General features: G+C 32.9%; 22 protein-coding genes. 13 read left to right on the plus strand and 9 right to left on the minus strand.

Features of this window, described 5'->3' with window-relative positions:
• The first annotated feature begins 176 nt into the window (after positions 1-176).
• Positions 177-2,378: an ATP-dependent DNA helicase RecQ gene (locus BN863_RS05485; RefSeq protein WP_038528304.1), complete on the plus strand. Its 2,202-nt coding sequence runs from the start codon at positions 177-179 to the stop codon at positions 2,376-2,378.
• Between the two features lie 85 nt (positions 2,379-2,463).
• On the opposite strand, the gene BN863_RS05490 is transcribed toward BN863_RS05485, so the two are convergent.
• Entirely contained in the window at positions 2,464-3,648 is a 1,185-nt protein-coding gene (locus BN863_RS05490; RefSeq protein ID WP_038528307.1) for an acetate/propionate family kinase, read from the minus strand.
• 33 nt (positions 3,649-3,681) lie between these two features.
• On the minus strand, positions 3,682-5,775 hold the full coding sequence (gene pta, locus BN863_RS05495) for a phosphate acetyltransferase (RefSeq protein ID WP_038528310.1): 2,094 nt from the start codon (positions 5,773-5,775) through the stop codon (positions 3,682-3,684).
• 255 nt (positions 5,776-6,030) lie between these two features.
• On the opposite strand from pta, the gene BN863_RS05500 reads away from it, so the two are divergent.
• The 3 genes from BN863_RS05500 to BN863_RS05510 all read left to right on the plus strand — a co-directional run bounded on the left by BN863_RS05500 (position 6,031) and on the right by BN863_RS05510 (position 8,897).
• Positions 6,031-6,966, plus strand: a complete 936-nt coding sequence (locus tag BN863_RS05500; RefSeq protein ID WP_038528313.1) for a peptidylprolyl isomerase — start codon at positions 6,031-6,033, stop codon at positions 6,964-6,966.
• 116 nt (positions 6,967-7,082) lie between these two features.
• Complete coding sequence (locus BN863_RS05505) at positions 7,083-8,312, plus strand: hypothetical protein (RefSeq protein ID WP_038528316.1); 1,230 nt, start codon at positions 7,083-7,085, stop codon at positions 8,310-8,312.
• Between the two features lie 36 nt (positions 8,313-8,348).
• Positions 8,349-8,897 carry a YfiT family bacillithiol transferase gene (locus BN863_RS05510; protein ID WP_038528319.1) on the plus strand — a complete coding sequence of 183 codons (549 nt, stop codon included), beginning with the start codon at positions 8,349-8,351 and terminating at the stop codon, positions 8,895-8,897.
• On the opposite strand, the gene BN863_RS05515 is transcribed toward BN863_RS05510, so the two are convergent.
• On the minus strand, positions 8,887-9,447 hold the full coding sequence (locus tag BN863_RS05515) for a thioredoxin family protein (protein ID WP_038528322.1): 561 nt from the start codon (positions 9,445-9,447) through the stop codon (positions 8,887-8,889). The genes BN863_RS05510 and BN863_RS05515 overlap by 11 nt on opposite strands.
• A gap of 45 nt (positions 9,448-9,492) precedes the next feature.
• Between BN863_RS05515 and BN863_RS05520 the strand changes: the two genes are divergently transcribed.
• The 3 genes from BN863_RS05520 to BN863_RS05530 are packed head-to-tail and all read left to right on the plus strand — an operon-like array spanning position 9,493 to position 11,770.
• The gene (locus tag BN863_RS05520) at positions 9,493-9,828 is read left to right on the plus strand and encodes a tRNA-binding protein (protein ID WP_038528325.1); all 336 of its coding nucleotides are present in this window, start codon (positions 9,493-9,495) and stop codon (positions 9,826-9,828) included.
• Between the two features lie 3 nt (positions 9,829-9,831).
• Entirely contained in the window at positions 9,832-10,752 is a 921-nt protein-coding gene (locus tag BN863_RS05525; RefSeq protein ID WP_038528328.1) for a bile acid:sodium symporter family protein, read from the plus strand.
• A complete protein-coding gene (locus tag BN863_RS05530) occupies positions 10,733-11,770 on the plus strand; it encodes a lysophospholipid acyltransferase family protein (RefSeq protein ID WP_051774551.1) in 1,038 nt (345 codons plus the stop codon). The genes BN863_RS05525 and BN863_RS05530 overlap by 20 nt, the downstream gene beginning before the upstream one ends.
• 68 nt (positions 11,771-11,838) lie before the next feature.
• Here BN863_RS05530 and BN863_RS05535 read toward each other — a convergent pair whose 3' ends face one another.
• The gene (locus BN863_RS05535; protein ID WP_038528330.1) at positions 11,839-12,228 is read right to left on the minus strand and encodes a PUR family DNA/RNA-binding protein; all 390 of its coding nucleotides are present in this window, start codon (positions 12,226-12,228) and stop codon (positions 11,839-11,841) included.
• A gap of 117 nt (positions 12,229-12,345) precedes the next feature.
• Complete coding sequence (locus BN863_RS05540; protein WP_038528333.1) at positions 12,346-14,106, minus strand: ABC transporter ATP-binding protein; 1,761 nt, start codon at positions 14,104-14,106, stop codon at positions 12,346-12,348.
• A 143-nt stretch (positions 14,107-14,249) separates the two neighbouring features.
• Here BN863_RS05540 and BN863_RS05545 point away from each other — a divergent pair, with 143 nt between their 5' ends.
• From BN863_RS05545 to yajC, 4 genes are all read left to right on the plus strand, one after another.
• Positions 14,250-15,353 (plus strand): Glu/Leu/Phe/Val family dehydrogenase, encoded by a 1,104-nt coding sequence (locus BN863_RS05545; RefSeq protein ID WP_038528336.1) that lies wholly within the window; start codon positions 14,250-14,252, stop codon positions 15,351-15,353.
• A 126-nt stretch (positions 15,354-15,479) separates the two neighbouring features.
• Complete coding sequence (nusB, locus tag BN863_RS05550) at positions 15,480-16,424, plus strand: transcription antitermination factor NusB (RefSeq protein ID WP_242404073.1); 945 nt, start codon at positions 15,480-15,482, stop codon at positions 16,422-16,424.
• 45 nt (positions 16,425-16,469) lie between these two features.
• On the plus strand, positions 16,470-16,964 hold the full coding sequence (locus BN863_RS05555) for a DUF1573 domain-containing protein (RefSeq protein ID WP_038528339.1): 495 nt from the start codon (positions 16,470-16,472) through the stop codon (positions 16,962-16,964).
• A 2-nt stretch (positions 16,965-16,966) separates the two neighbouring features.
• The gene (yajC, locus tag BN863_RS05560) at positions 16,967-17,257 is read left to right on the plus strand and encodes a preprotein translocase subunit YajC (RefSeq protein ID WP_038528342.1); all 291 of its coding nucleotides are present in this window, start codon (positions 16,967-16,969) and stop codon (positions 17,255-17,257) included.
• 175 nt (positions 17,258-17,432) lie between these two features.
• On the opposite strand, the gene BN863_RS05565 is transcribed toward yajC, so the two are convergent.
• From BN863_RS05565 to BN863_RS05580, 4 genes are read right to left on the minus strand one after another with little or no spacing between them, the layout of a single operon-like run.
• Positions 17,433-17,981, minus strand: a complete 549-nt coding sequence (locus BN863_RS05565; protein ID WP_051774553.1) for a DUF4252 domain-containing protein — start codon at positions 17,979-17,981, stop codon at positions 17,433-17,435.
• Between the two features lie 38 nt (positions 17,982-18,019).
• A complete protein-coding gene (locus BN863_RS05570; RefSeq protein WP_038533234.1) occupies positions 18,020-18,580 on the minus strand; it encodes a DUF4252 domain-containing protein in 561 nt (186 codons plus the stop codon).
• Between the two features lie 39 nt (positions 18,581-18,619).
• The gene (locus BN863_RS05575; RefSeq protein ID WP_038528345.1) at positions 18,620-19,111 is read right to left on the minus strand and encodes a hypothetical protein; all 492 of its coding nucleotides are present in this window, start codon (positions 19,109-19,111) and stop codon (positions 18,620-18,622) included.
• Positions 19,098-19,607, minus strand: coding sequence for an RNA polymerase sigma factor (locus BN863_RS05580; RefSeq protein WP_038528348.1), 510 nt, complete (start codon positions 19,605-19,607; stop codon positions 19,098-19,100). The genes BN863_RS05575 and BN863_RS05580 overlap by 14 nt, the downstream gene beginning before the upstream one ends.
• A gap of 131 nt (positions 19,608-19,738) precedes the next feature.
• Here BN863_RS05580 and BN863_RS05585 point away from each other — a divergent pair, with 131 nt between their 5' ends.
• On the plus strand, positions 19,739-21,223 hold the full coding sequence (locus tag BN863_RS05585; protein ID WP_038528351.1) for a S41 family peptidase: 1,485 nt from the start codon (positions 19,739-19,741) through the stop codon (positions 21,221-21,223).
• 9 nt (positions 21,224-21,232) lie between these two features.
• Complete coding sequence (locus BN863_RS05590; RefSeq protein WP_038528354.1) at positions 21,233-21,928, plus strand: Dph6-related ATP pyrophosphatase; 696 nt, start codon at positions 21,233-21,235, stop codon at positions 21,926-21,928.
• Positions 21,929-22,120 lie beyond the last annotated feature (192 nt).

Genomic DNA, 22,120 nt, shown 5'->3' on the forward strand with positions numbered 1-22,120 from the left:
TTTAAAGATTTTATTACCTTTAAACTGAAACGAACATTTTTTTATAATTTCGCTTAGTATTTATTTTGCAAAACTAACGAAAAAATTAATCAAGGTTCGCTAAATACAACGAATTAACTAATAGCTTATGTTTTTTTCGGTGTATAAAATGTGTAAATAAAAATATAAACAAGTACATGTCAAAAGTTGAAGTTAATTTGCATTCTGCACTTAAAGAACATTTTGGGTTTAACGCATTTAAAGGGTTACAAGAATCGGTTATAGAAAGTCTTCTAAGTGGTAAGAATACATTTGTTATTATGCCAACTGGTGGAGGTAAATCTTTATGTTATCAACTCCCAGCGTTAATGCAAGAAGGTACAGCGATTATAGTATCCCCATTAATCGCATTAATGAAAAACCAAGTAGATGCCATTCGTGGGATTTCTAACGAAGAAGGTATTGCTCACGTTTTAAACTCTTCACTTAATAAAACTGAAATTAAACGTGTAAAACAAGATATTGTAGATGGTGTTACCAAACTACTTTATGTTGCACCCGAGTCTTTAACAAAGGAAGAAAATGTAGAATTTTTACGTTCGGTAAAAATTTCGTTTATGGCCATTGATGAAGCGCACTGTATAAGTGAGTGGGGACACGATTTTAGACCAGAATATCGTAATCTAAGGCATATTATACAGCGAATAGATGAGAATATTCCAATTATAGGTCTAACAGCTACAGCAACACCTAAGGTGCAAGAAGATATTCTTAAAAACTTAGGCATTCATGATGCTGTTACTTTTAAAGCCTCTTTTAATAGACCTAATTTATATTACGAAGTACGCCCAAAAACAAAACAAGTAGACAGCGATATAATTCGATTTGTAAAACAAAACGAAGGGAAATCGGGAATTGTTTATTGTTTAAGTAGAAAGCGCGTAGAGGAACTGGCACAGGTGCTTCAAGTTAATGGTGTTAAAGCTTTACCGTATCATGCCGGTTTAGATGCTAAAACTCGTGTTAAACATCAAGACATGTTTCTTATGGAAGATGTAGATGTTATTGTGGCTACCATAGCGTTTGGTATGGGAATAGATAAACCCGATGTGCGTTTTGTAATTCATCACGATATTCCTAAAAGTATAGAAAGCTATTACCAAGAAACAGGACGTGCAGGACGTGATGGAGGAGAAGGCCATTGTTTAGCATACTATGCTTATAAAGACATAGAGAAACTAGAGAAGTTTATGTCTGGTAAACCGGTTGCCGAACAGGAAATTGGTCATGCATTGTTACAAGAAGTTGTTGCATTTGCTGAAAGTTCAATTTCTAGACGAAAATTTATTCTACATTATTTTGGTGAAGAATTTGATAACGAAACTGGCGAAGGTGGAGATATGGATGATAATGTTCGTCATCCTAAAAAACAAACAGAAGCTAAAGACGATGTTGTTATTCTGTTAAAAACAGTAAGTAAAACTAAAGAAAAATATAAGTCTAAAGATTTAGTAAGTGTATTAATTGGTAAAACAAATGCACTCATTAAATCGCATAAAACAGACGAACAACCTTTTTTCGGACATGGAAAACACAAAGAAGATAAATACTGGATGGCGCTTCTACGCCAAGTATTAGTCGCGGGGTATTTAAAGAAAGATATTGAAACCTATGGTGTTTTAAAAATAACCGAGTCAGGGAAAGCGTTTATAAAATCGGCGTCTTCTTTTATGATGACCGAAGATCATATATTTAGTAATGAGATTGAAGGAAATACTGTGGTTGCAGCTAAAGGTGGAGGCGCTGTTACCGATGAAGTACTAATGCGTATGTTAAAAGATTTACGTAAAGCCAATGCTAAAAAAATTGGAGTACCTCCTTTTGTTATTTTTCAAGATCCATCGTTAGAAGATATGGCTTTAAAATATCCAATGACTATTGCAGAGTTATCTAATGTGCATGGTGTTGGAGAAGGTAAAGCAAAAAAATATGGTTCAGACTTTGTAAAATTGATTGCCAAGTACGTAGAGGATAATGATATTGTACGTCCGGACGACATGGTTGTTAAATCTACAGGAATGAATTCTGCTTTAAAACTGTATATTATTCAAAACGTAGATAGAAAATTACCTTTAGATGATATTGCTACGGCTAAAGGCATGGAAATGTCCGATTTTATAAAAGAAATGGAAGCCATAGTGTTTTCTGGAACAAAATTAAATATTGATTATTGGATTGATGATATCTTAGATGAAGATCAACAAGAAGAAATCCATGATTATTTTATGGAGTCAGAAACCGATAAAATTGATTTAGCAATTGAAGAATTTGATGGCGATTACGACGATGAAGAATTACGTTTGTATCGAATTAAATTTATAAGTGAGGTTGCAAATTAATCAGTTTAACCAGTTAATAAGTAATTAAAAAGCGCCTCGTTAACAACGAGGCGCTTTTGCTATAATAAAAAACTAAAAATTGATTTTATTTAAAGTTTACAAAACATTCTGTTGCAATTTCCAACTCTTCATTGGTAGGCACAATTAATATTTTAGTTTTAGAATTTGCCGTATTAATGCTTCTAATATTTGGTAAACGCTCTTCGTTTAAAGCATCGTCTAATTCAATTCCAAAATAATCCATTTGTTCACAAATCATTCTTCTAATGGTTGAACTATTTTCTCCAATACCTGCAGTAAATATTATGGCATCTAATCCATTTAAAGCAGCGGTATAAGCTCCAATAAATTTCTTAACACGATACGCATTCATTTCTAAAGCAAGAATACAGTCTTTATTACCTTGTTCTGCTTGCGCTTCAATATCACGTAAATCACTATACCCTGTTAAACCTAGCATACCACTTTCCTTAGAAAGGATATTAATAATTTCTTCTTTAGTATAGTTGTATTTATCCATTAAGAAAAAGATAACAGATTGGTCTATGGCTCCACTACGAGTTCCCATAATTAAACCATCGTTTGGTCCGAATCCTAAAGTGTGATCCAAACTTTTTCCGTTTTGAACAGCCGTCATACTACAACCATTTCCTAAGTGAATAGAAATTAATTTAGCATCAGGTTTATCTAAAAATTCAACGGCACGGTCTGTAACGTATTTATGAGATAATCCATGAAATCCGTAAACACGTACATTATCTTCTGTTAAAAATTTATTAGAGATTGCATATTTATAAGCTACAGCAGGTAATGTTTGGTGAAAAGCCGTATCGAAAAGCGCAATTTGTTTCGATTTAGTAAAGATTTTTTCAGCAACTTCAATACCATCTAAATTTGGTGGATTGTGAAGTGGAGCTAATAAAATAAGATCACGGATTTTATCTTTAATTTCTTGAGTGACTTCTACAGGATCAGAGAATTTTTTTCCACCATGAACAACACGGTGACCAACAAGGTCTATTTCTGCAACGTCTTTAATTACTCCTGTTTTTTCATCCATCAACATTTTAGCAACTTGAGCCAAACCTGTGGCATGATTAGGGATAGGTAAGGTTAAAGAAATTTTATCTTTTTGATCCTTATAATGAATAGCCCCATCTTCTAAGCCAATTCGCTCTACCAGTCCAGAAGCGACTACAGTTTCTGCAGGCATCTCGATGAGTTGAAACTTAATAGATGAGCTACCAGAGTTTATAACAAGAATTTTCATGTGTTTGTTTTATATAGTTTTAATAAATAGTTGTTAAATTCCTTGAGCCTGAATAGCAGTTAAAATTACCGTATTAAAGATATCGTCTACAGTACATCCACGACTTAAATCGTTAACAGGTTTGTTTAAACCTTGTAACATTGGTCCGATAGCTAAGGCTCCTGTTTCTCTTTGTACCGCTTTGTACGTGTTGTTTCCTGTATTTAAATCAGGGAAAATAAGTACAGTCGCCTGTCCTGCAACTTCAGAACCTGGCATTTTACTCTGACCCACTTTTAAGTCTACTGCAGCATCGTATTGAATAGGCCCTTCAATTTTAAGATCAGGACATTGTGCTCTTACAATTTCTGTAGCTTCACGTACTTTATCTACGTCTTCTCCTTTTCCAGAAGAACCAGACGAGTATGATAACATAGCAATACGTGGCTCAATACCAAAAGCAGCAGAACTTCTAGCCGAAGAAATAGCAATCTCTGCTAATTGGGCAGCATTCGGGTTCGGATTAATGGCACAGTCACCAAATACAGAAACACGATCGTCTAAACACATAAAGAATACAGACGACACTATAGAACATTCCGGTTTAGTTTTAATGAATTGTAATGCAGGTAAAATAGTATGTCCTGTAGTGTTTACAGCTCCAGAAACCATACCGTCTGCATCATTTTTATAAATCATCATGGTTCCAAAATAAGACACATCGTTCATGATGTCTCTTGCCATATCCATGTTTACGTTTTTATGTTTACGTAACTCGTAGAAGGTTTCAACGTAATCTTCAAATCCTTCGTAATCTGAAGGGAAAATGACTTTTGTTTTGTTATAGTCTAAACTCAACCCAAGTTCAGTCGCCTTTTCTTTAATCTCTTTAGGATTTCCTAAAAGAATAATATCTACTAAATCTAAAACTTCTAAACGCGCAGCAGCAGTTAAAATACGAGGATCTGATGCTTCTGGTAAAACAAGACGTTTTTTAGCTTTGCGTGCTTTTTCGATTAAATTGTATTGGAACATGCGCGGCGTTGTCACTTTGTTTTCGAAAGACGTCAGTTTTTCTAACAAATTGTCTGCAGGTACGTATTTCTGAAATGTTTCGAGAGACGTTAAAATCTTAGTTTTGCTTTCAGCATATATGTTAGACTTAATATTTCCAATTCTATGGGTTGTATTAAATGTACCATCATTAACAGAAATTATAGGTACTACAGTAGTTAGTCCATCAATTAACTTTAAAATAGATGGCTCTGGAACAATTCCTCCAGTTAGAATAATACCAGAAATATTAGGGTAGTTACTAGATAAGTGTGCTTGTAATGATCCTAAAATTAAATCGGCACGATCACCAGGTGTAATTACTACAGACCCTTCACGTAAATGCGTTAAGAAATTACGCAATTGCATAGCACCTACAGCAAATTTCCCAGATAAGTTTCCTAAATGCTCCGCTCCAAAAAGGACTTCACCGTTTAAGGTTTCTTTAATCTCCTTCATGGTAGGAGAGGCTAAAGATTTTACCATTGGGATAGTCGAAAAATCTACAGTCTCTGGTAAGAATGCTCTAACCGATTTTTGAATGATTTCTACGTTTTCTGCCTGAATTTTGTTGGCAACTAAAGCAATAACTTCTACATCGTGACTTTTAAACGTTTTGTAGGCCATTTCTGCACTACTCGTAAAATCTTCTAAACTTTTATCTTGAGCTGTACTAACAATAACAGCTGGCAAACCTAAGTTTTTTGCGATGTTTACATTCCAGTCGAATTCAAAAACAGTACCTTCACCTTGAAAGTCTGTACCTTCTACTAGAATAAAATCATACTTTTCTTCAAGAGCTTTATATTTTTTAATAATTAAATCTAACGAGTCACCAATTTTCCCTGCGTTTCTATTCTGTACAATTTCATTTCTAGTTAAAGCGAATGTTTCCTCGTAAGGAATGTCTAGGTTAAAATGTGATAATAAAGTGTCGATATGGTTGTCTCGTTTATCATTTTCCTCTTTGTCAATTATAGGTCGGAAATAAGCAACTTTAGCTGTTTTTCCTAGTAAGTTTTGCATCAACCCGAGAGAAATAATCGATTTACCACTATTGGGTTCTAAGGTGGCAATATAAAGTCCTTTACTCATTTCAATTTTAATTTGGTTTTTACGAAATTAATGATTTTAAGAGTTTTAATAATATAATAAACCAATTAAAGTTCGTCTATCAAAAGTTTTCTTAAAAATCTCAGCAAATGTCTGTCTTTTAAATAAAATACCAACTGATTATTATCATGTTTTGCAAATAAATTACCCCTTTGTATTTAACAAGATGATAACGCGATGCGATTTTTTATTAGTCAATCATTTATCTATATTTGCGCATCATTAAAATAGAAACAAATGCAAGACGGATTATACGCAAAATTTAATACTACAAAAGGGGCTGTTGTAGTAGCCTTAGAATTTGAAAAAACACCGGGAACGGTAGGTAATTTTGTTGCTTTAGCAGAAGGTAATTTAGAGAATTCTGTGAAAGCTCAAGGAAAACCATATTATGATGGGTTAAAATTTCACCGTGTAATTCCAGATTTCATGGTTCAAGGTGGTTGTCCATTAGGAACAGGAACTGGTGATGCAGGATATAAATTTGATGACGAATTTCATCCAGAATTAAAGCATGACCGTCCAGGAATTCTTTCTATGGCTAATGCAGGTCCTGGAACAAACGGGAGCCAGTTTTTTATTACTCACGTTGAAACACCATGGTTAGATAATGCACATACTGTTTTTGGACATGTAGTAGAAGGTCAAGATGTTGTAGATGCTATTGCTCAAGGCGATAGTATTGAAACTTTAGAGATTATTAGAGTAGGTGCAGCTGCAGAATCTTTTAATGCTGTTGAAGCGTTTAGAACTTTTGAAGGGTCTCGTGAAAAGCGTTTAGCTGAAGCTAGAGCAGAACAAGATGCAGCTTTAGATAAAATTGCAGCAGGTTTTAGTAAAACAGATAGTGGTTTACGTTACCAAATTTTACAAGCGTCTAAAAGTGGTAAAAAAGCAAAATCTGGTCAAACAGTTTCTGTACACTACAAAGGACAATTACAAGATGGTACTGTATTCGATTCTTCATACAAACGTAAAGAACCTATAGAATTTCCAATTGGAGTAGGGCAAGTTATTTCAGGATGGGATGAAGGAATTCAGTTATTAGAAGTAGGAGATAAAGCACGTTTAGTGATACCTAGCGATTTAGGTTACGGTTCTCGTGGTGCTGGAGGTGTAATTCCACCAGATGCAACACTTATTTTTGATGTTGAATTAATGGAAGTTAAATAATATTTCATCCATATAAATTTTTTAAAAGCTGTCTGTAAAGACAGCTTTTTTTATGTCTACTATTTAGGTTTTCTTTAAAAAAGGAAGTAATTTCATCCTCTTAAACCACCAATTTTATGAAACTAACTTTAACCATTTTATGTTTTTGTTTTGGGTTTTTTGCTTATGCCCAGGATCCTTTTTTAACCGTTACTTCTAATGACTCTGTGGGCGATGCGCCGCGATATAAGAGTAGTTTGGGTGTGAATATGAAATTGAATGGCTATTTAGATCTCTATGGCGGTTTAAATAATAGTGAAACATTTAACGTGGGATCCATAAATGTATTTGGGACAGACGATACTAAAAGTTTGAATGTAGATTTATACCAAACACAGTTAAAATTAAGTACACGATATGTTCAAAAAGATGGTAAAGTTATAATTGCTGTAATCGAATCTGATTTTTGGGGCGGCGATGGTAGAATGCGATTAAGAAAAGCCTTTGTTGAAACTACGCATTGGCAAGTGGGACAAAACTGGAATAATTTTGGAGATGAAAGCATTTGGCCAAACATTATGGAATGGGAAGGGCCACCTTCTGGTATCTGGTTAAGATCACCACATGTAAAATATATGAATACGTTTCGTAACCCAGATTGGATTTACGAAGCGAGTTTAGAAGCACCGATAAACACTAACTTTGCTTATGAAGAATTTCAACCCTTAGTAGATGAAGTTAACCAAATTACACCAGACATCACTTTTGCTGTAAAATATAAAAGAGATTGGGGACATTTACGTGTGTCTTCTGTATTAAGAAGTGTACGATACAAATTAGACGAGGAAATCGATAATTTTATGGGTTACGGATTTACTTTTAGTGGAATTTACAAACCTAACAGAAACAATCTTCAGTTTCAACTTGTTGGAGGAAAAGGAATTTCAGCCTATTTAACTACGGTAGCAGGAAATGGTTATGACGGTTATCCCGCTACTGGAAATGAATTTAATGCCACGCCAGCAATGGGTGGTTGGGCATCTTACGAATATTACTTTACCGATAAACTTCATGCGAATACTGTATTAGGGTTTACACATTTTAGTTTAGATGATTCGGATCGTCTTGTGGTTTATCCAGAATATCAAAACGAGTCAGTGTTTTTAAGAGGAGATTTTATTCATCAGCACTATTACGGTATTTTTAACTTTATGTACGATGCTTATGAACGTATGACTGTAGGTTTAGAATTAAATTACGGTGTAAAAGATTTAGATATCTCTGGCGTTGCGAATTTATTAGAAGGAAATATTAACCAAAATCGTGATGCTATGAGAATTAGTTTCGGATTTATGTATTATTTTTAGATAAAAGAAAATCAATCAAACAAACAACCATTAACCATGGAAACTAAAGACCAACAATTAAAATACCCAATCGGGCAGTTTAAATGTCCAAATCCAATAACTGCTAAACATCTCGATAATTGGATTGATGTTTTAGATCAATTTCCATCACGATTAACAGCATTAATAAAACCATTAACCGATTACCAATTAGATACGGAATATAGACCTGGCGGTTGGACCATTAGACAATTAATTCATCATATTGCAGACAGTCATCACCATAGTTACACACGTTTTAAATGGAGTATTACAGAAGATAATCCTACAATTAAAGCTTATAACCAAGATGATTGGTCTAACCTAGACGATGCTATAAACGCGCCAGTTAGTATGTCTTTAATGCATATAGAGGCTGTGCATAAACGTTTGGTATATCTCTTAAAATCTTTAAACGATAAAGAGTTAAACCGGACTTTTATTCATCCAGAAAATAACAAAACTGTGGTGCTAAAAGAAAATATAGGAATGTACGCTTGGCATAGCAGCCATCATTTTGCACATATAGTCAAAGCCTTAGAAAGCAAAGGATGGGCTAAGCTTTAATCCATTTTATACCACATCCAATACTTGGCTTCTGCGGTTTTAAATTGTCAGTTTTACTAATAATACAATCTAAAGCATGGCGTATGTCTTGCCCTGTTACGGGTATGGCGTTACCTGGTCTAGAATCGTCTAATTGTCCGCGATATTTTAAAGAGTGATTCGCATCAAAAACGTAGAAATCTGGAGTGCAAGCCGCATTGTAAGCATGAGCTACAGCTTGTGTTTCATCGTATAAATAAGGGAAAATATAGCCTTCTTTTTTAGCTGTTATTTTCATTTTATCGGGAGCATCTTGCGGATAATTTTCAACATCATTACTAGAAATAGCAATACAGTTAACACCTTTAGCTTTATAATCTGAAGCTAATGTTACAAGTTGTTTGTTTACATGAATTACAAATGGGCAATGGTTACAAATAAAAAATATAACCGTTGCTTGGTCGCCTTTTAATTCATTTAAAGAAAGGGTTTTGTTAGAAACTGTATCTATTAAAGTAAAATCTGGAGCTTGCGTTCCTAGAGGCATCATGTTAGAAAGTGTATCGGCCATAATTCTATTTTTATCAAAGTTCGGAATTATTTGTACTTTTAAAAAATGAAATCAACTATAAATTTTGAAGATTTTAGTGCTGTCGATTTGCGAGTAGGAACAATTATAAAAGTTGATGATTTTCCTGAAGCAAGAAATCCGGCGTACCAACTTACCATAGATTTTGGAGAATTGGGAGTTAAAAAAACGTCAGCACAAATCACTACATTATATACAAAAGATGAATTGTTAAAACGACAAATTGTAGCTGTTGTAAATTTTCCAAAGAAACAAGTTGCTAAATTTATGAGTGAATGTTTAGTTTTGGGAGCGGTTAAAGATAAAGATGTGATGTTGTTGCATCCAGAGCAACGCATTAAAAATGGAACTTCCGTATTGTAATTCATGCAAGATATAGATCAAGTACTCATTAATTTTGATAGTGATGGACTCTGGGTGATGAATATTGCCTTAGCAGTTGTTATGTTTGGTGTTGCCTTAGGTATTTCTTTAAGCGATTTTAAAAATTTGTTTAAAACGCCTAAAGTGATGTTAGTTGGTATTCTGTCTCAGTTTTTTTTATTGCCCTTAATCACATTTTTGTTGATTCTAGCTGTAGAACCCAAACCAAGTATCGCATTGGGTATGATGATGGTTGCAGCTTGTCCGGGGGGGAATATCTCAAATTTTATGACACATTTAGCACAAGGAAATTCTGCTTTGTCTGTTAGCCTAACAGCATTTTCCACGTGTATAGCTCTTGTAATGACACCATTTAATTTTCAGTTTTATGGAAACCTATATAAACCAACATCTTATCTTTTAAAAGCAGTCGCGTTAAGTCCGATGGATTTATTAAAGCTTGTACTTTTAATTTTAGGAATCCCTTTAGTGTTAGGGATGCTAGTGCATTACTTTAAACCCAAATTGGCTTTAAAATTATCGAAAATACTCCAACCTTTTTCAATACTAGTATTTGTAGTTATTGTTATTATTGCATTTTCTAAAAATATAGATATTTTTAAAGGGTACGTTTCCGAGGTCTTGTTTTTAGGAATAGGACATAATATAATAGCATTGGCATTAGGATTCTATGTAGCTAAAGCTTTTAAATTGTCCTATAAAAACCAAAAAACATTAGCTATAGAAACGGGAATTCAAAATTCTGGTTTAGGGTTGTTATTGATTTTTACCTTTTTTAACGGACTAGGAGGGATGGCTATTATCGCTGCGTTTTGGGGGATTTGGCATATTATTTCTGGTCTATTTTTAGCGTTATTTTGGTCTAAACAAACACAGGTTGTACATGGGGTTAAAACAGTTTAAATTACATGCCGTTAGGGCTTATATTTCTGTAGGATTATTTTTTTATTATAAACAAATACACGTAAAAGGCGCAGAATTTGTACCTAAAGCGAAACCTGTTTTAATTCTGTCTAATCATCAAAATGCATTATTAGATCCTTTATTAATAGCTACACAGTCTAAGCGGTTTTGTTATTATTTAACTCGCGCTGCTGTTTTTCAAAAACCATTTATTTCTAAATTATTAAAAGGATTGAATATGCTTCCTGTTTATCGTGTTCGCGATGGGTGGCAAACAATAACGAATAATAATGCCGTTTTCGAAACCTGTAAAGGATTATTAAAGAATAACGAAGCACTTGTTATTTTCCCAGAAGGGAGTCATAATCTTAATCGGAAAGTGCGTCCATTAAGTAAAGGATTTACACGTATTATTTTAGACACGCTTGAAGTTTACCCTGATTTAGATTTACAATTGCTGCCTGTTGGTGTAAATTACATTAGTCCGGAAGATTATGCCGATAGTATGTTGTTAAATATAGGAAAACCTATTTCTGCACAACGTTATCGTCATTTAGAAAAAACGGAAGCGGTTATTGCTTTAAAACGAGACATTCAAAACGAAATTCAATTACTTACAACGCATATTGCAGATAATCATGATGAGGTTGTTTCTACTTTAGTTAACGAAGAAGCCGATTTTTTAAATCCTGATGCTATAAATCATTATTTGGAGCATGATGAGAAAGTCTCTGATTTTGAAGTTAAGCGTTCTGTTTTTGAACCTCTTGGAACAGGGTTTAGATTCCTGCTTAAATTGGTGTTGTTACCTGTGTATGCTTTATGGAAGTTAGTATTACAACCCAAAATAAAGGAAAAAGAATTTACAGGAACTTTTAGATTTGCAGTAGGGTTAACAGCTGTACCGTTATGGTTATTAATTGTACTATTAATTATTGGGATGAATTTAGGGTGGCCTATAGCTTTAGGAAGCGTATTAGTGGTATGTGTTATTGCACTTGTAGCCGTTAAACTATAGCTTGTTAAAACAGAGCATAAAAAAACCGTTACTAATGCAACGGTTTAATTGGTATATATGAAATACGATTAGATATCATCGAAACTAATATCTGTGAATTTTTCTGGAGAATTTGCTTCAGCTTCAACTGAAATTTCTACGTGATTATCTTCGTACTCTTTTTTGAAATCTTTTTGGTGACGTTCACTAATTACTTCATCGCCTTTCTCATCAATAATGTAATCTGTCATTTCATTTAAAATATCTCTAAACTCAGAAAAATCTTCTTTGTATAAGTATATTTTGTGCTTTTTGTAGTGGAACGACCCGTCGTCGTTTGTGAATTTTTTACTTTCAGTAATTGTTAAATAATAATCTCCTGCTTTTGTAGCTCTAACATCAAAAAAATATGTTCGTCTCCCCGCTCTTAATACTTTAGAAAAAATCTCCTCTTTCTCCATCATGTCCTTACTATCCATACTCATATTTACTATTAATAAGATTTAAAAATGTTTAATTTAAGTTTTTAAAATTATTTATTTTGGTAAATCAATTTCCTTTCAAAAATCTAAAAAAAAGATATACTAACCAACAAATTACGATATTTCTTTTTCACTAAGTTGCTTTAAATATAAGGTTTTATAATAACCTTCTGTATTAATTAATGTCTTATGAGAACCTTGCTGAAGAATTTTACCATCGTCTAAAACAATAATCTTATCTGCATTTTTAGCTGAAGACACACGGTGACTTACAATTACGGTGGTTTTTCCAGCTGCTACACGATATAAATTTTTAAGAATTTTTTCTTCAGTTTCTGTATCTACCGCCGATAAGCAATCGTCGAATAATAATATTTTAGGATCTTTAATTATGGCTCTGGCAATAGAAACACGTTGTTTTTGTCCGCCAGAAAGTGTAATCCCACGTTCTCCTAAAACGGTATCGTAACCTTTTGCAAATTTTGAAATATTGCCATGAACTTGGGCGAGTTTTGCTGCTTGAATTACGTTTTCGTCTGTAGCATCTTCTTTTCCAAATTTAATATTGTTTTTAATTGAATCTGAAAACAAGAATGCATCTTGAGGCACATAACCTATACTATCGCGTAGACTGTATAAGTTGAGGTCTTTAATGGCTGTGTTATCAATTGAAATAATACCTGAATTACAATCGTATAATCTCCCGATGAGGTCTAGAATAGTCGATTTACCAGAACCTGTTTTTCCAATTATAGCTAAAGTTTCGCCATGATTTATGGTAAAACTAATGTCTTTTAAAGCTTCTATATTGGTGTCGTCGTAAGTAAAGGATACCTTTTTAAATTCGATATTCCCATGAATGTTTGAAGGTGTTTCGTTATGATTTTGAATTTCTGGTTCTAAATCTAAAAACTCATTGATTCTGGCTTGAGAAGCTTCAGCTTGCTGAATAATAGACGTTACCCATCCTACAGTGGCTACAGGCCAGGTAAGCATGTTTACGTAAATAATAAATTCAGCAATGGTTCCTAAACTTTCTATTTCTCCGTCTATATATTGTTTCCCGCCAATGTAAATTACAATTAAATTACTTAATCCTATAAGTAAAACCATCATAGGAAAAAACAAAGCTTGTATGCGAACTAAGGCCAATTGTTTGTCTTTACTTCCTTGTGAAAGGGCTTCAAAATTTTCTGAAGTTTGAACTTCTATGCCGTTGGCTTTAATTACAGAAATACCACTAAAACTCTCTTGCGTAAATGTGGATAGTTTAGACAAATACACTTGTACAATGGTACTACGTTTATGAATTTCTTTACTCAGTTTGTAAATAGCGAACGATAAAAACGGAAGCGGTAAAATAGTGTAGAGTGTAAGTGTAGGTGCTTCGCTATACATATATAATAGCGCAATAATAAAGAGGGTAATAGTGTTAATCGTGTACATGATTGCTGGACCCGCATACATTCTTACACGACTAACGTCTTCACTAATCCTATTCATTAAATCTCCAGTTCTATTTTTCTTATAGAAGTTTAAAGACAAGCGTTGATATTGCTGATAGATTTCGTTTTTTAAATCGAATTCTATATGTCTGGACATATTAATGATAGTTTGTCGCATTAAGAAGGTAAATAACCCAGCAATTATGGCGGCTCCTATTATATATAGAATGTCTTCTAAGAGTTCTGCACGAACCACAGATACTTCTGTAATTGTACCAGCTTTATAATCTTCAACGACTTTAAATATTTCTCGAACAAATCGCGGGGTAACCAACATAAAAATGCGGGCAATTATAGTAATGGCGATTCCGAAAAGTAATTGATATTTGTATTTAAGAAAGTATTTGTTAACGTGTTTTAGGGCTTTCATTAACCGTTTTGTTTATTTTTTAATTTAATAAATTCACATTTTAACATCTGTCTTATTGAAAATATGATAATATTGATATAGATTTGCAGATGTATTTTATTAATATATCAAAAACAATCAATACAAATTAATACATAATTAAAATGGTTTCAGAGGTTTTAAATGCAAATGAATTGTATAAAGTCGACCCAGTATTCGGCCAACAATCATTTAATAATCATGAGCAAATTGTTTTTTGCAATGACAAAGATACAGGTTTAAAAGCAATTATTGGTATTCATAACACGGTATTAGGACCTGCATTAGGAGGAACTAGAATGTGGAATTATAATAACGAATGGGAAGCACTAAACGATGTGTTGCGTTTATCTCGCGGGATGACTTATAAAGCTGCCGTAACTGGATTAAATCTTGGTGGTGGTAAAGCTGTTATTATAGGTGACGCTAAAACACAAAAGACACCCGAGTTAATGAAACGATTTGGTGAGTTTGTGAATTCATTAGGAGGGAAATACATTACAGCTGAAGATGTAGGTATGGAAACTTCAGATATGGATTTAGTTCACGAAGTTACACCTTATGTTACGGGTATTTCTGAATCTAAAGGTGGTGCAGGAAATCCATCTCCTGTAACAGCTTATGGCGTGTATATGGGAATGAAAGCTGCTGCGAAATTTAAATTCGGAACAGATAATCTTGAAGGAAAATCTATTTTGGTTCAAGGTATTGGTCACGTAGGAGAAACGTTAGTAGACTATTTAACTAAAGAAGGTGCTAAAGTTATTATTAGTGATATTAGCGAAGCACGATTAGAAACGGTAAGTAAATTGTACGGTGCAACAATTTATAGAGGTTCAGATTTATATAGTGAAGCTGTAGATATTTATGCGCCTTGTGCATTAGGTGCTACAATTAACGACGATACTGTAAATAAAATTCAGGCACAAGTTATTGCGGGTGCAGCAAACAATCAGTTAGCTAACGAGCAAATTCATGGTGCTATTTTACAAGATCGTGGCATTGTGTATGCTCCAGATTTCTTAATTAATGCCGGTGGTATTATTAACGTATATGCAGAAATTGCCAAATACGGTAAAGACGAGATTATGAGTAAAACTCAAAATATTTATAACACAACGTTAGAAATTCTTACTAATGCCGATACACATAAAATAACAACAAATCAAGCAGCATTATATGTAGCTAAAGCTAGAATAGATGCACGAAAAAAAGAGAATAATAAATAATGTTATTTGATTAAAAACCTTATTTTTGCAGCCGAAAGTTAATTTAACTTTCGGCTTTTTTTATTTAACGGCCTGTAAGGCTATCATTCATACTCCAGTAATGGAGGTTAAAAGTTCTTTGTAACTATGCTTAATAGAAGACATATTCGCGTAAAAGTAATGCAAACCATCTATGCCTTTAAAGGTGGTGAAAGTGATGATTTTAAAAACGATGAAAAGTTTTTAGTTAATAGTTTTGACGATATGTATCATTTATATCTGTTACAATTATCATTACTTATTGAGGTTCAAAAACGAGTTGAAAACCAAATCGATAAATCTCAATTAAAGCATCTTGCAACGTCGGAAGATAAAGACCCTAATAAGAAATTAGTTAATAATGAAGTACTACAGTTGTTAAGATACAACCGTACTTTAGGAGATACCATTAGAACTTATGGTGTAGATAACTGGGAGCTAGATAACGAATATGTAGACGTTATTTATAAAGCAATCCTTGCTAGCGATATTTATGCAGAGTACATGAAAACGCGTACTTCTGACTTTAAAACAGACAAAAACTTTATTGTAGATGTGTTTAAAGAAATTATCGCACCAAACGAAAAACTTTACGATTATTTAGAAGATAAGAATTTAACGTGGTTAGACGATTTACCAACAGTAAATACAACTATTTTAAAATTATTACGCAAAATTAAACCGGATGTTGCCGATTCTTATTTCACACCTAAATTATATAAAGATTTAGATGATAAAGCATTTGGAGTAAGCTTGTTTAAAAAGACCATTTTAAGCCAGACAAAATTAAATGCAGAAATAGATAATAAAGCAAAAAATTGGGAAGCCGATCGTATTGCTCAAATCGATTATATATTAATGCAGATGGCAGTTTGCGAGCTTAACAATTTTCCGTCTATTCCTGTTAAAGTAACTATTAACGAATATTTGGAAATTGCAAAAGAGTACTCTACACCAAAAAGTAGCATCTTTATTAATGGTATTTTAGATAAATTAGTAAAAGAATATCAAGAAAAAGGAACTTTAAATAAAGTTGGACGCGGGTTGATGTAGTTATAAATTATTAGTATTTTTAAACCCTAAATAAATATAATTATTATGAAAAAAGTAATATTAGGATTAAGCGCATTTTGCTTAATCGCTTTTACATCTTGTAAAGAGGACGCTTCTAAAAAAGTAAATGAAGAAAACGTAGTTGTTGCGGCAGAACGTGATGCAAATTCATCTAAATTTCCTCAAATTACATTTACTGAAACAGAACATGATTTTGGTACTATTGAATCTAAAGCTAATGTAGAAACTGTTTTCGAATATAAAAATACAGGAGAAGCTCCTTTAGTTATTACAAATATTGCAAGTTCTTGTGGTTGTACAGTGCCTCAAGATTGGAGTAAAGCACCTTTAGCTCCAGGAGAGTCTGGGAAATTTACAGTAAAATTTAATGGGTCTGGAGCAAATAATGTAACAAAGACAATTACAGTAACTTCTAACACACAGACAGGTAAAGATATGGTTAAAATTAAAGCTTTTGTTAAGCCAGATGCTAATGCCGCTTCTAATAGTAATTTAGCAACACCTCAAATCCAATCTTAATAATGGGAGAAATAAGTCAATTTTTACCGTTTATTTTAATGTTTGTGGTTGTGTACTTCTTTATGATTGCACCACAGATGAAACGTCAGAAAAAAGAAAAGAAATTCGCTAGCGAGTTAAAACGCGGCGATCGTGTAATCACTAAAAGTGGTATGCATGGAAAAATTGTCGATTTAATGGATAAAGACAATACTTGCGTTATTGAAACACTTGCAGGTAAAATTAAGTTTGAACGTTCATCTATTTCTATGGAGATGAGCTCTGCTTTAAATAAAACTGAAGTCGTTAAATAAACATAACGTTTATAATATTTTAAAAAGGCTATCTGTTTGGGTAGCCTTTTTATATTTAGAAGCATTAACCCCGTTCTAAGTCAATGGCTTTAAAAGGACTTTGAATTGTGTTAAAGCATAAAAATAAGGTCTTAATGAACATCATTAAAACCTTATTTATTTAGGTAATAAATTTCTATTCATTAAAGAAACTAACAGCATTTTTTATTTGAGACATATCGATATCGCCTTCTTCTATAACTTTTGCTAACGACATTATATGCGAAGGATTCATGTCGTTACCTAATACACGTAATACTCCAAAACCGGTATCTTTTGCATTACCATATACAATTAATTCGTCTATAGAATTTTCATCGTCTCCTAAATATTTCAGAGTGAATTTTCCACCATGGTTATTTATTTCCATTAATTCGTTATACGACTCATCATTAAGAATGTGTTCTATTTTTTCTTTCTCAGAGTTATAAGCTTCAGCTTGCGTAGCATCCTTTTTATAACCTAAAAAGTTTAAACGTTTAATAGAGTTATACGTTGCCTTTTGTTCTTCATTTAGCTTCGATTCATCTAAATTTAAAACAGAAAGTGGTAAATCTACAGTTGTGAAATTTGGCGACTCTTGGTTGTCTACAATATAGGTTTGTAATGTGGGTTCAGATTTGCAACTTGTAAGTAATAATCCGAAGCAAAAAGTAATAGCAATAATATATTTATAAGATGTCATGATGTCTATGTGTTTACAGCGTTCTACGAGCTAAAAAATTAGTTATTATTCTTTAAATGTTCGCCTCCTGGAATATTCATTTTACTAGTAAGCTTAGCAATTTCATTTAGATTGATATCACCAGTTAAAAGTGCAACTACAGTTTCTATTTCACGGTTTTTACCATTAATTTCAATGTTGGCTTCTTTTGTAAGATCAGAAATACCGTTAACAAAAATTAATAGTTCCTTAACGTGGTCGGCATCTTTTCCTTCTTTTACATAAAATTTCACTTCCTTACCATCGTCTTTAACTTCCATAAGTTCGTCTAAACCTCCTTTTTTAGACGTCATCCACGTCGAAATATCTGCAGCAATAGCTTTGTCGTCTGTAATAATAGTTTTAAAACTTGTAATACTATTTACCATATCTAAATAGGCCTGAGATTCTGCATCATCGGTACTAATATCAAGTTTGGCTAACATTTGAAACATCTTAGGTTTAATGTTTACATAAGTAACATTGGGATTTTCGCTATACTTATCGAAAATAGATTGTGCCATCATACTTGCAGGAAGCAATACAAGGGCTAAAGCGAATAGCATTATACGTTTTGTCATAGTTTTGGAATTTTTGTTTTTAATATTTTTCATAATTTTTTATTTAGTGTTTTTGAAAATAATGTTCGAGGATTGCTCCAATTCGGCAATATAGCCAACAGTAGCTATGCCTTTATTATACGATTTTAAATAGCTAACTGTTGATGCGCCTTTATTTAAAGATTTAGAAATTAGTTCTAAAGATTTTACCACTTCGTTATACGCCAATTCTGGATCTTGTATGGTGCCTAAATCGTCTTCGTTAGAGGTTATAATTTGTGTTGAATTAAAATAAAAACCTAACATTAAAATAGCGATGGCAGCAACACTTAACCACGAATAAATTGGTGTTTTCTTAGACTTTAAAGGAATCTCTTTGGTATAAGTTTCTGTTTTATTCGCTTTAAAATATGCAAATAAAGGTCTGTACAGTTCTAAATGTGGTGCAATATGTTCTTGCGAAAAGTATGCTTTTAATTGAGCCTCTTCTTGCAAAGTGGTTTCTCCGTTTTCGTACTTTTCAAGTAATTCTTCTATATTATTTAATACCATAATTATGTGTATTAGTTAATTGTTCTCGTATTGTTTTTCGTGCTCTAGATAACGCAACTCTAACTGCTGTATTTTTCATATCTAGCATTTTAGAAATTTCATCTAAATCGTATTGTTCAATATCTCTTAATTGTATAATCATGCGCTGTTGTTCGGGTAAGGTTTCAATTATTTTTGCAACCCAATCTAAACTATCGGTAACTTCTACTTGTTTTTGTAGGCTTGTGTTATGATCTTCATAATTAGTATGTACAATTTTTAAATTTTGAGCTTGTTTCGATTTTAATTTATCGAAACATAAGTTTTTTGTCATGGTCATAGAAAATGCTTCAACATTTTTATACGATTCCATTTGATTTTTTTTAGACCATAGTTTAATTAATACTTCTTGCGTAGCATCTTCGGCTTCTTCGCTAGACACAAGTAAACGTTTAGCTAAACGATATACTTTATCTTTAAAAGGCAGTACGGTATTTAAAAACTCTGACTGGGTCATCTTTTTTTTTGTCGGTTTTTTGTCTATTGGTTGTTAGTTGTTATTACGACGAGCCGTTTTATATTTTGTTACAAAATATTTTTAAACTGATATTAATTCAAGTAAATTTAGCAATTATACCCAGATTATATATGCAACATTTTAAAACGATACTGTTTCTATTCGCCCTGTTATTGTGCTTTACAGATTGTGCAAAAGACTTAGACGATTATCCTGTAACGACTACAGATATTAATGATTTTGTTTGGAAAGGGATGAATACATTCTACTTATATAAAGATGAAGTCCCTAATTTATCGGATGCAAGATTTTTATCAGAAACGGAATACCAAAACTACCTAAGTGATTATTCTAAGCCAGAAGATTTATTTTATAGTCTGCTATATAATACAGATACCGAAGATCGTTTTAGTTGGATTACCGACGATTATATTGCTTTAGAACAGCAATTTAGTGGCGAATCTTCTACACATGGTATGGAATATGGTTTAGTGCGTTTACGATCAGATAACACAGCTGTTTTTGGATATGTTCGTTATGTGTTACCAGGCACCGATGCTGAATTTAAAGGACTAAAACGCGGAGCTATTTTTAATCGTGTAGATGGCGAATTATTATATTACAATTCTGAAACAGATACTAATATTGGTTTAATGAGTGGTTCTAGTTATACAATTGGTATGGCCTCTTATAATAACCAAGGTACAGAAACTAAAGATGATGATACTGTAGAAAGTAGAGATGAAACCATTAATTTGGTGAAATCGGCATATACTGAGAATCCAATTTATGATCAGGAAATTTTACAAGTAAACGGACAAAAAGTAGGCTATTTAATGTATAATGGTTTTACAGGTACAGATGCTTTCGATTCGGAATTGAATGCAGTTTTTGGCACATTTAAAAATGAAGGTATATCAGATTTAATTCTAGATTTTAGATATAACCCGGGTGGTTCTGTTAGTACAGCAACTTGGTTAGCATCTATGGTAACAGGGCAATTTACAGGTGACGTGTTTGTAAAAGAGCAGTGGAATAGTGATTGGCAATCTTATTTTGAAAACAATAGCCCAGAGGATTTATTAAATCCGTTTGTAGATGTTATGGAAAAACGAAATTCGTCTAATTCGGTTACGTTTAGTGAAACAATAAATCATTTAAATTTAAATAAAGTATATGTTATAACAACAGGTAGTACAGCATCTGCGAGCGAACTTATTATTAACGGATTAACACCTTATATAAATGTTGTTCAGGTTGGTGGCGTAACTGTGGGTAAATATCAGGCCTCGCGTACGGTATACGATTCACCTACATACAGTAAATCTGAAGTCAACCCAACACATACCTATGCCATGCAGCCTTTAATTTTTAAATCGCTTAACGCGGATGGATACACAGATTATTTCAACGGATTAACTCCAGATATTCAGATTAGTGAAGATTATGGAAATTTAGGCGTTTTGGGTGATGTAAATGAACCTTTATTAGCCGCAGCATTATCAGATATTTCAGGAACCGCTAGAAAGACATATACTTCTGAAAGCACTCCGTTAGAGGTTTTAAGCGATAGCAAATCACTTCAGCCGTTGCCAAATGCGATGTACGTGGATTAAATTTTTAAAATGAAAAAAACATATTTTAATTGGAGTACAGGAAAAGATTCTGCTTTAGCCTTATTTCTATTATTACAAGACAAAACCTATTCTGTAGATAAATTAGTAACCACAATAAATTCTCATTTCAATCGTGTGTCTATGCACGGTTTACGAGTAGAGTTACTGAATAAACAGGTAGCAGCCATTGGTTTACCTATTCAGTATATAGAATTGCCTGAACATCCAGATATGGACGATTATAATGCCATTATGCTTTCGGCAACGAATCAATTAAAAGCCGAATCGTACTCTCATGCAGCTTTTGGTGATATTTTTCTAGAAGATTTAAAGTTCTATAGAGAAATGCAATTGTTAGAAGTGGGTTTAACAGGAGTTTTCCCGATTTGGAAACAGGATACCAAAAAGTTAATAAAGCGATTTTTAGATTTAGGCTTTAAAGCCATTGTAGTGTGTGCCGATGCAAATTATTTTGAATCAGATTTTGTAGGGACTGTTTTAACTCAAGAAGTTATTGATGATTTACCCGAAGAGGTTGATTTTTGTGGCGAAAATGGAGAATTTCATACATTTTGTTTCGATGGCCCTTTATTTAAAACACCTATAGATTTTGAAGTAGGCGAGAAAACCTATCGAGAATATCCAGCACCAAATAAGCAAAGTAAACCTTCTGGGTTTTGGTATTGCGATTTAGTTGCAGTGTAGTAATACCATTGGTAGCAATAATTAAAATTGAATAATGTTTTCTAAATTTTATTAAACGGACAAATTTTTCCGATTATAATTTTTAAAACTTTTAAATCACGTTTAGAAACTCTACTTCACAGAATAACACTTTCTAAAGTATATTACACACCATATTATTTCTGAAAAATGCTTAATTTAGTATCTCTAATC

The organism is Formosa agariphila KMM 3901, from assembly GCF_000723205.1.
Taxonomy (GTDB): domain Bacteria; phylum Bacteroidota; class Bacteroidia; order Flavobacteriales; family Flavobacteriaceae; genus Formosa; species Formosa agariphila.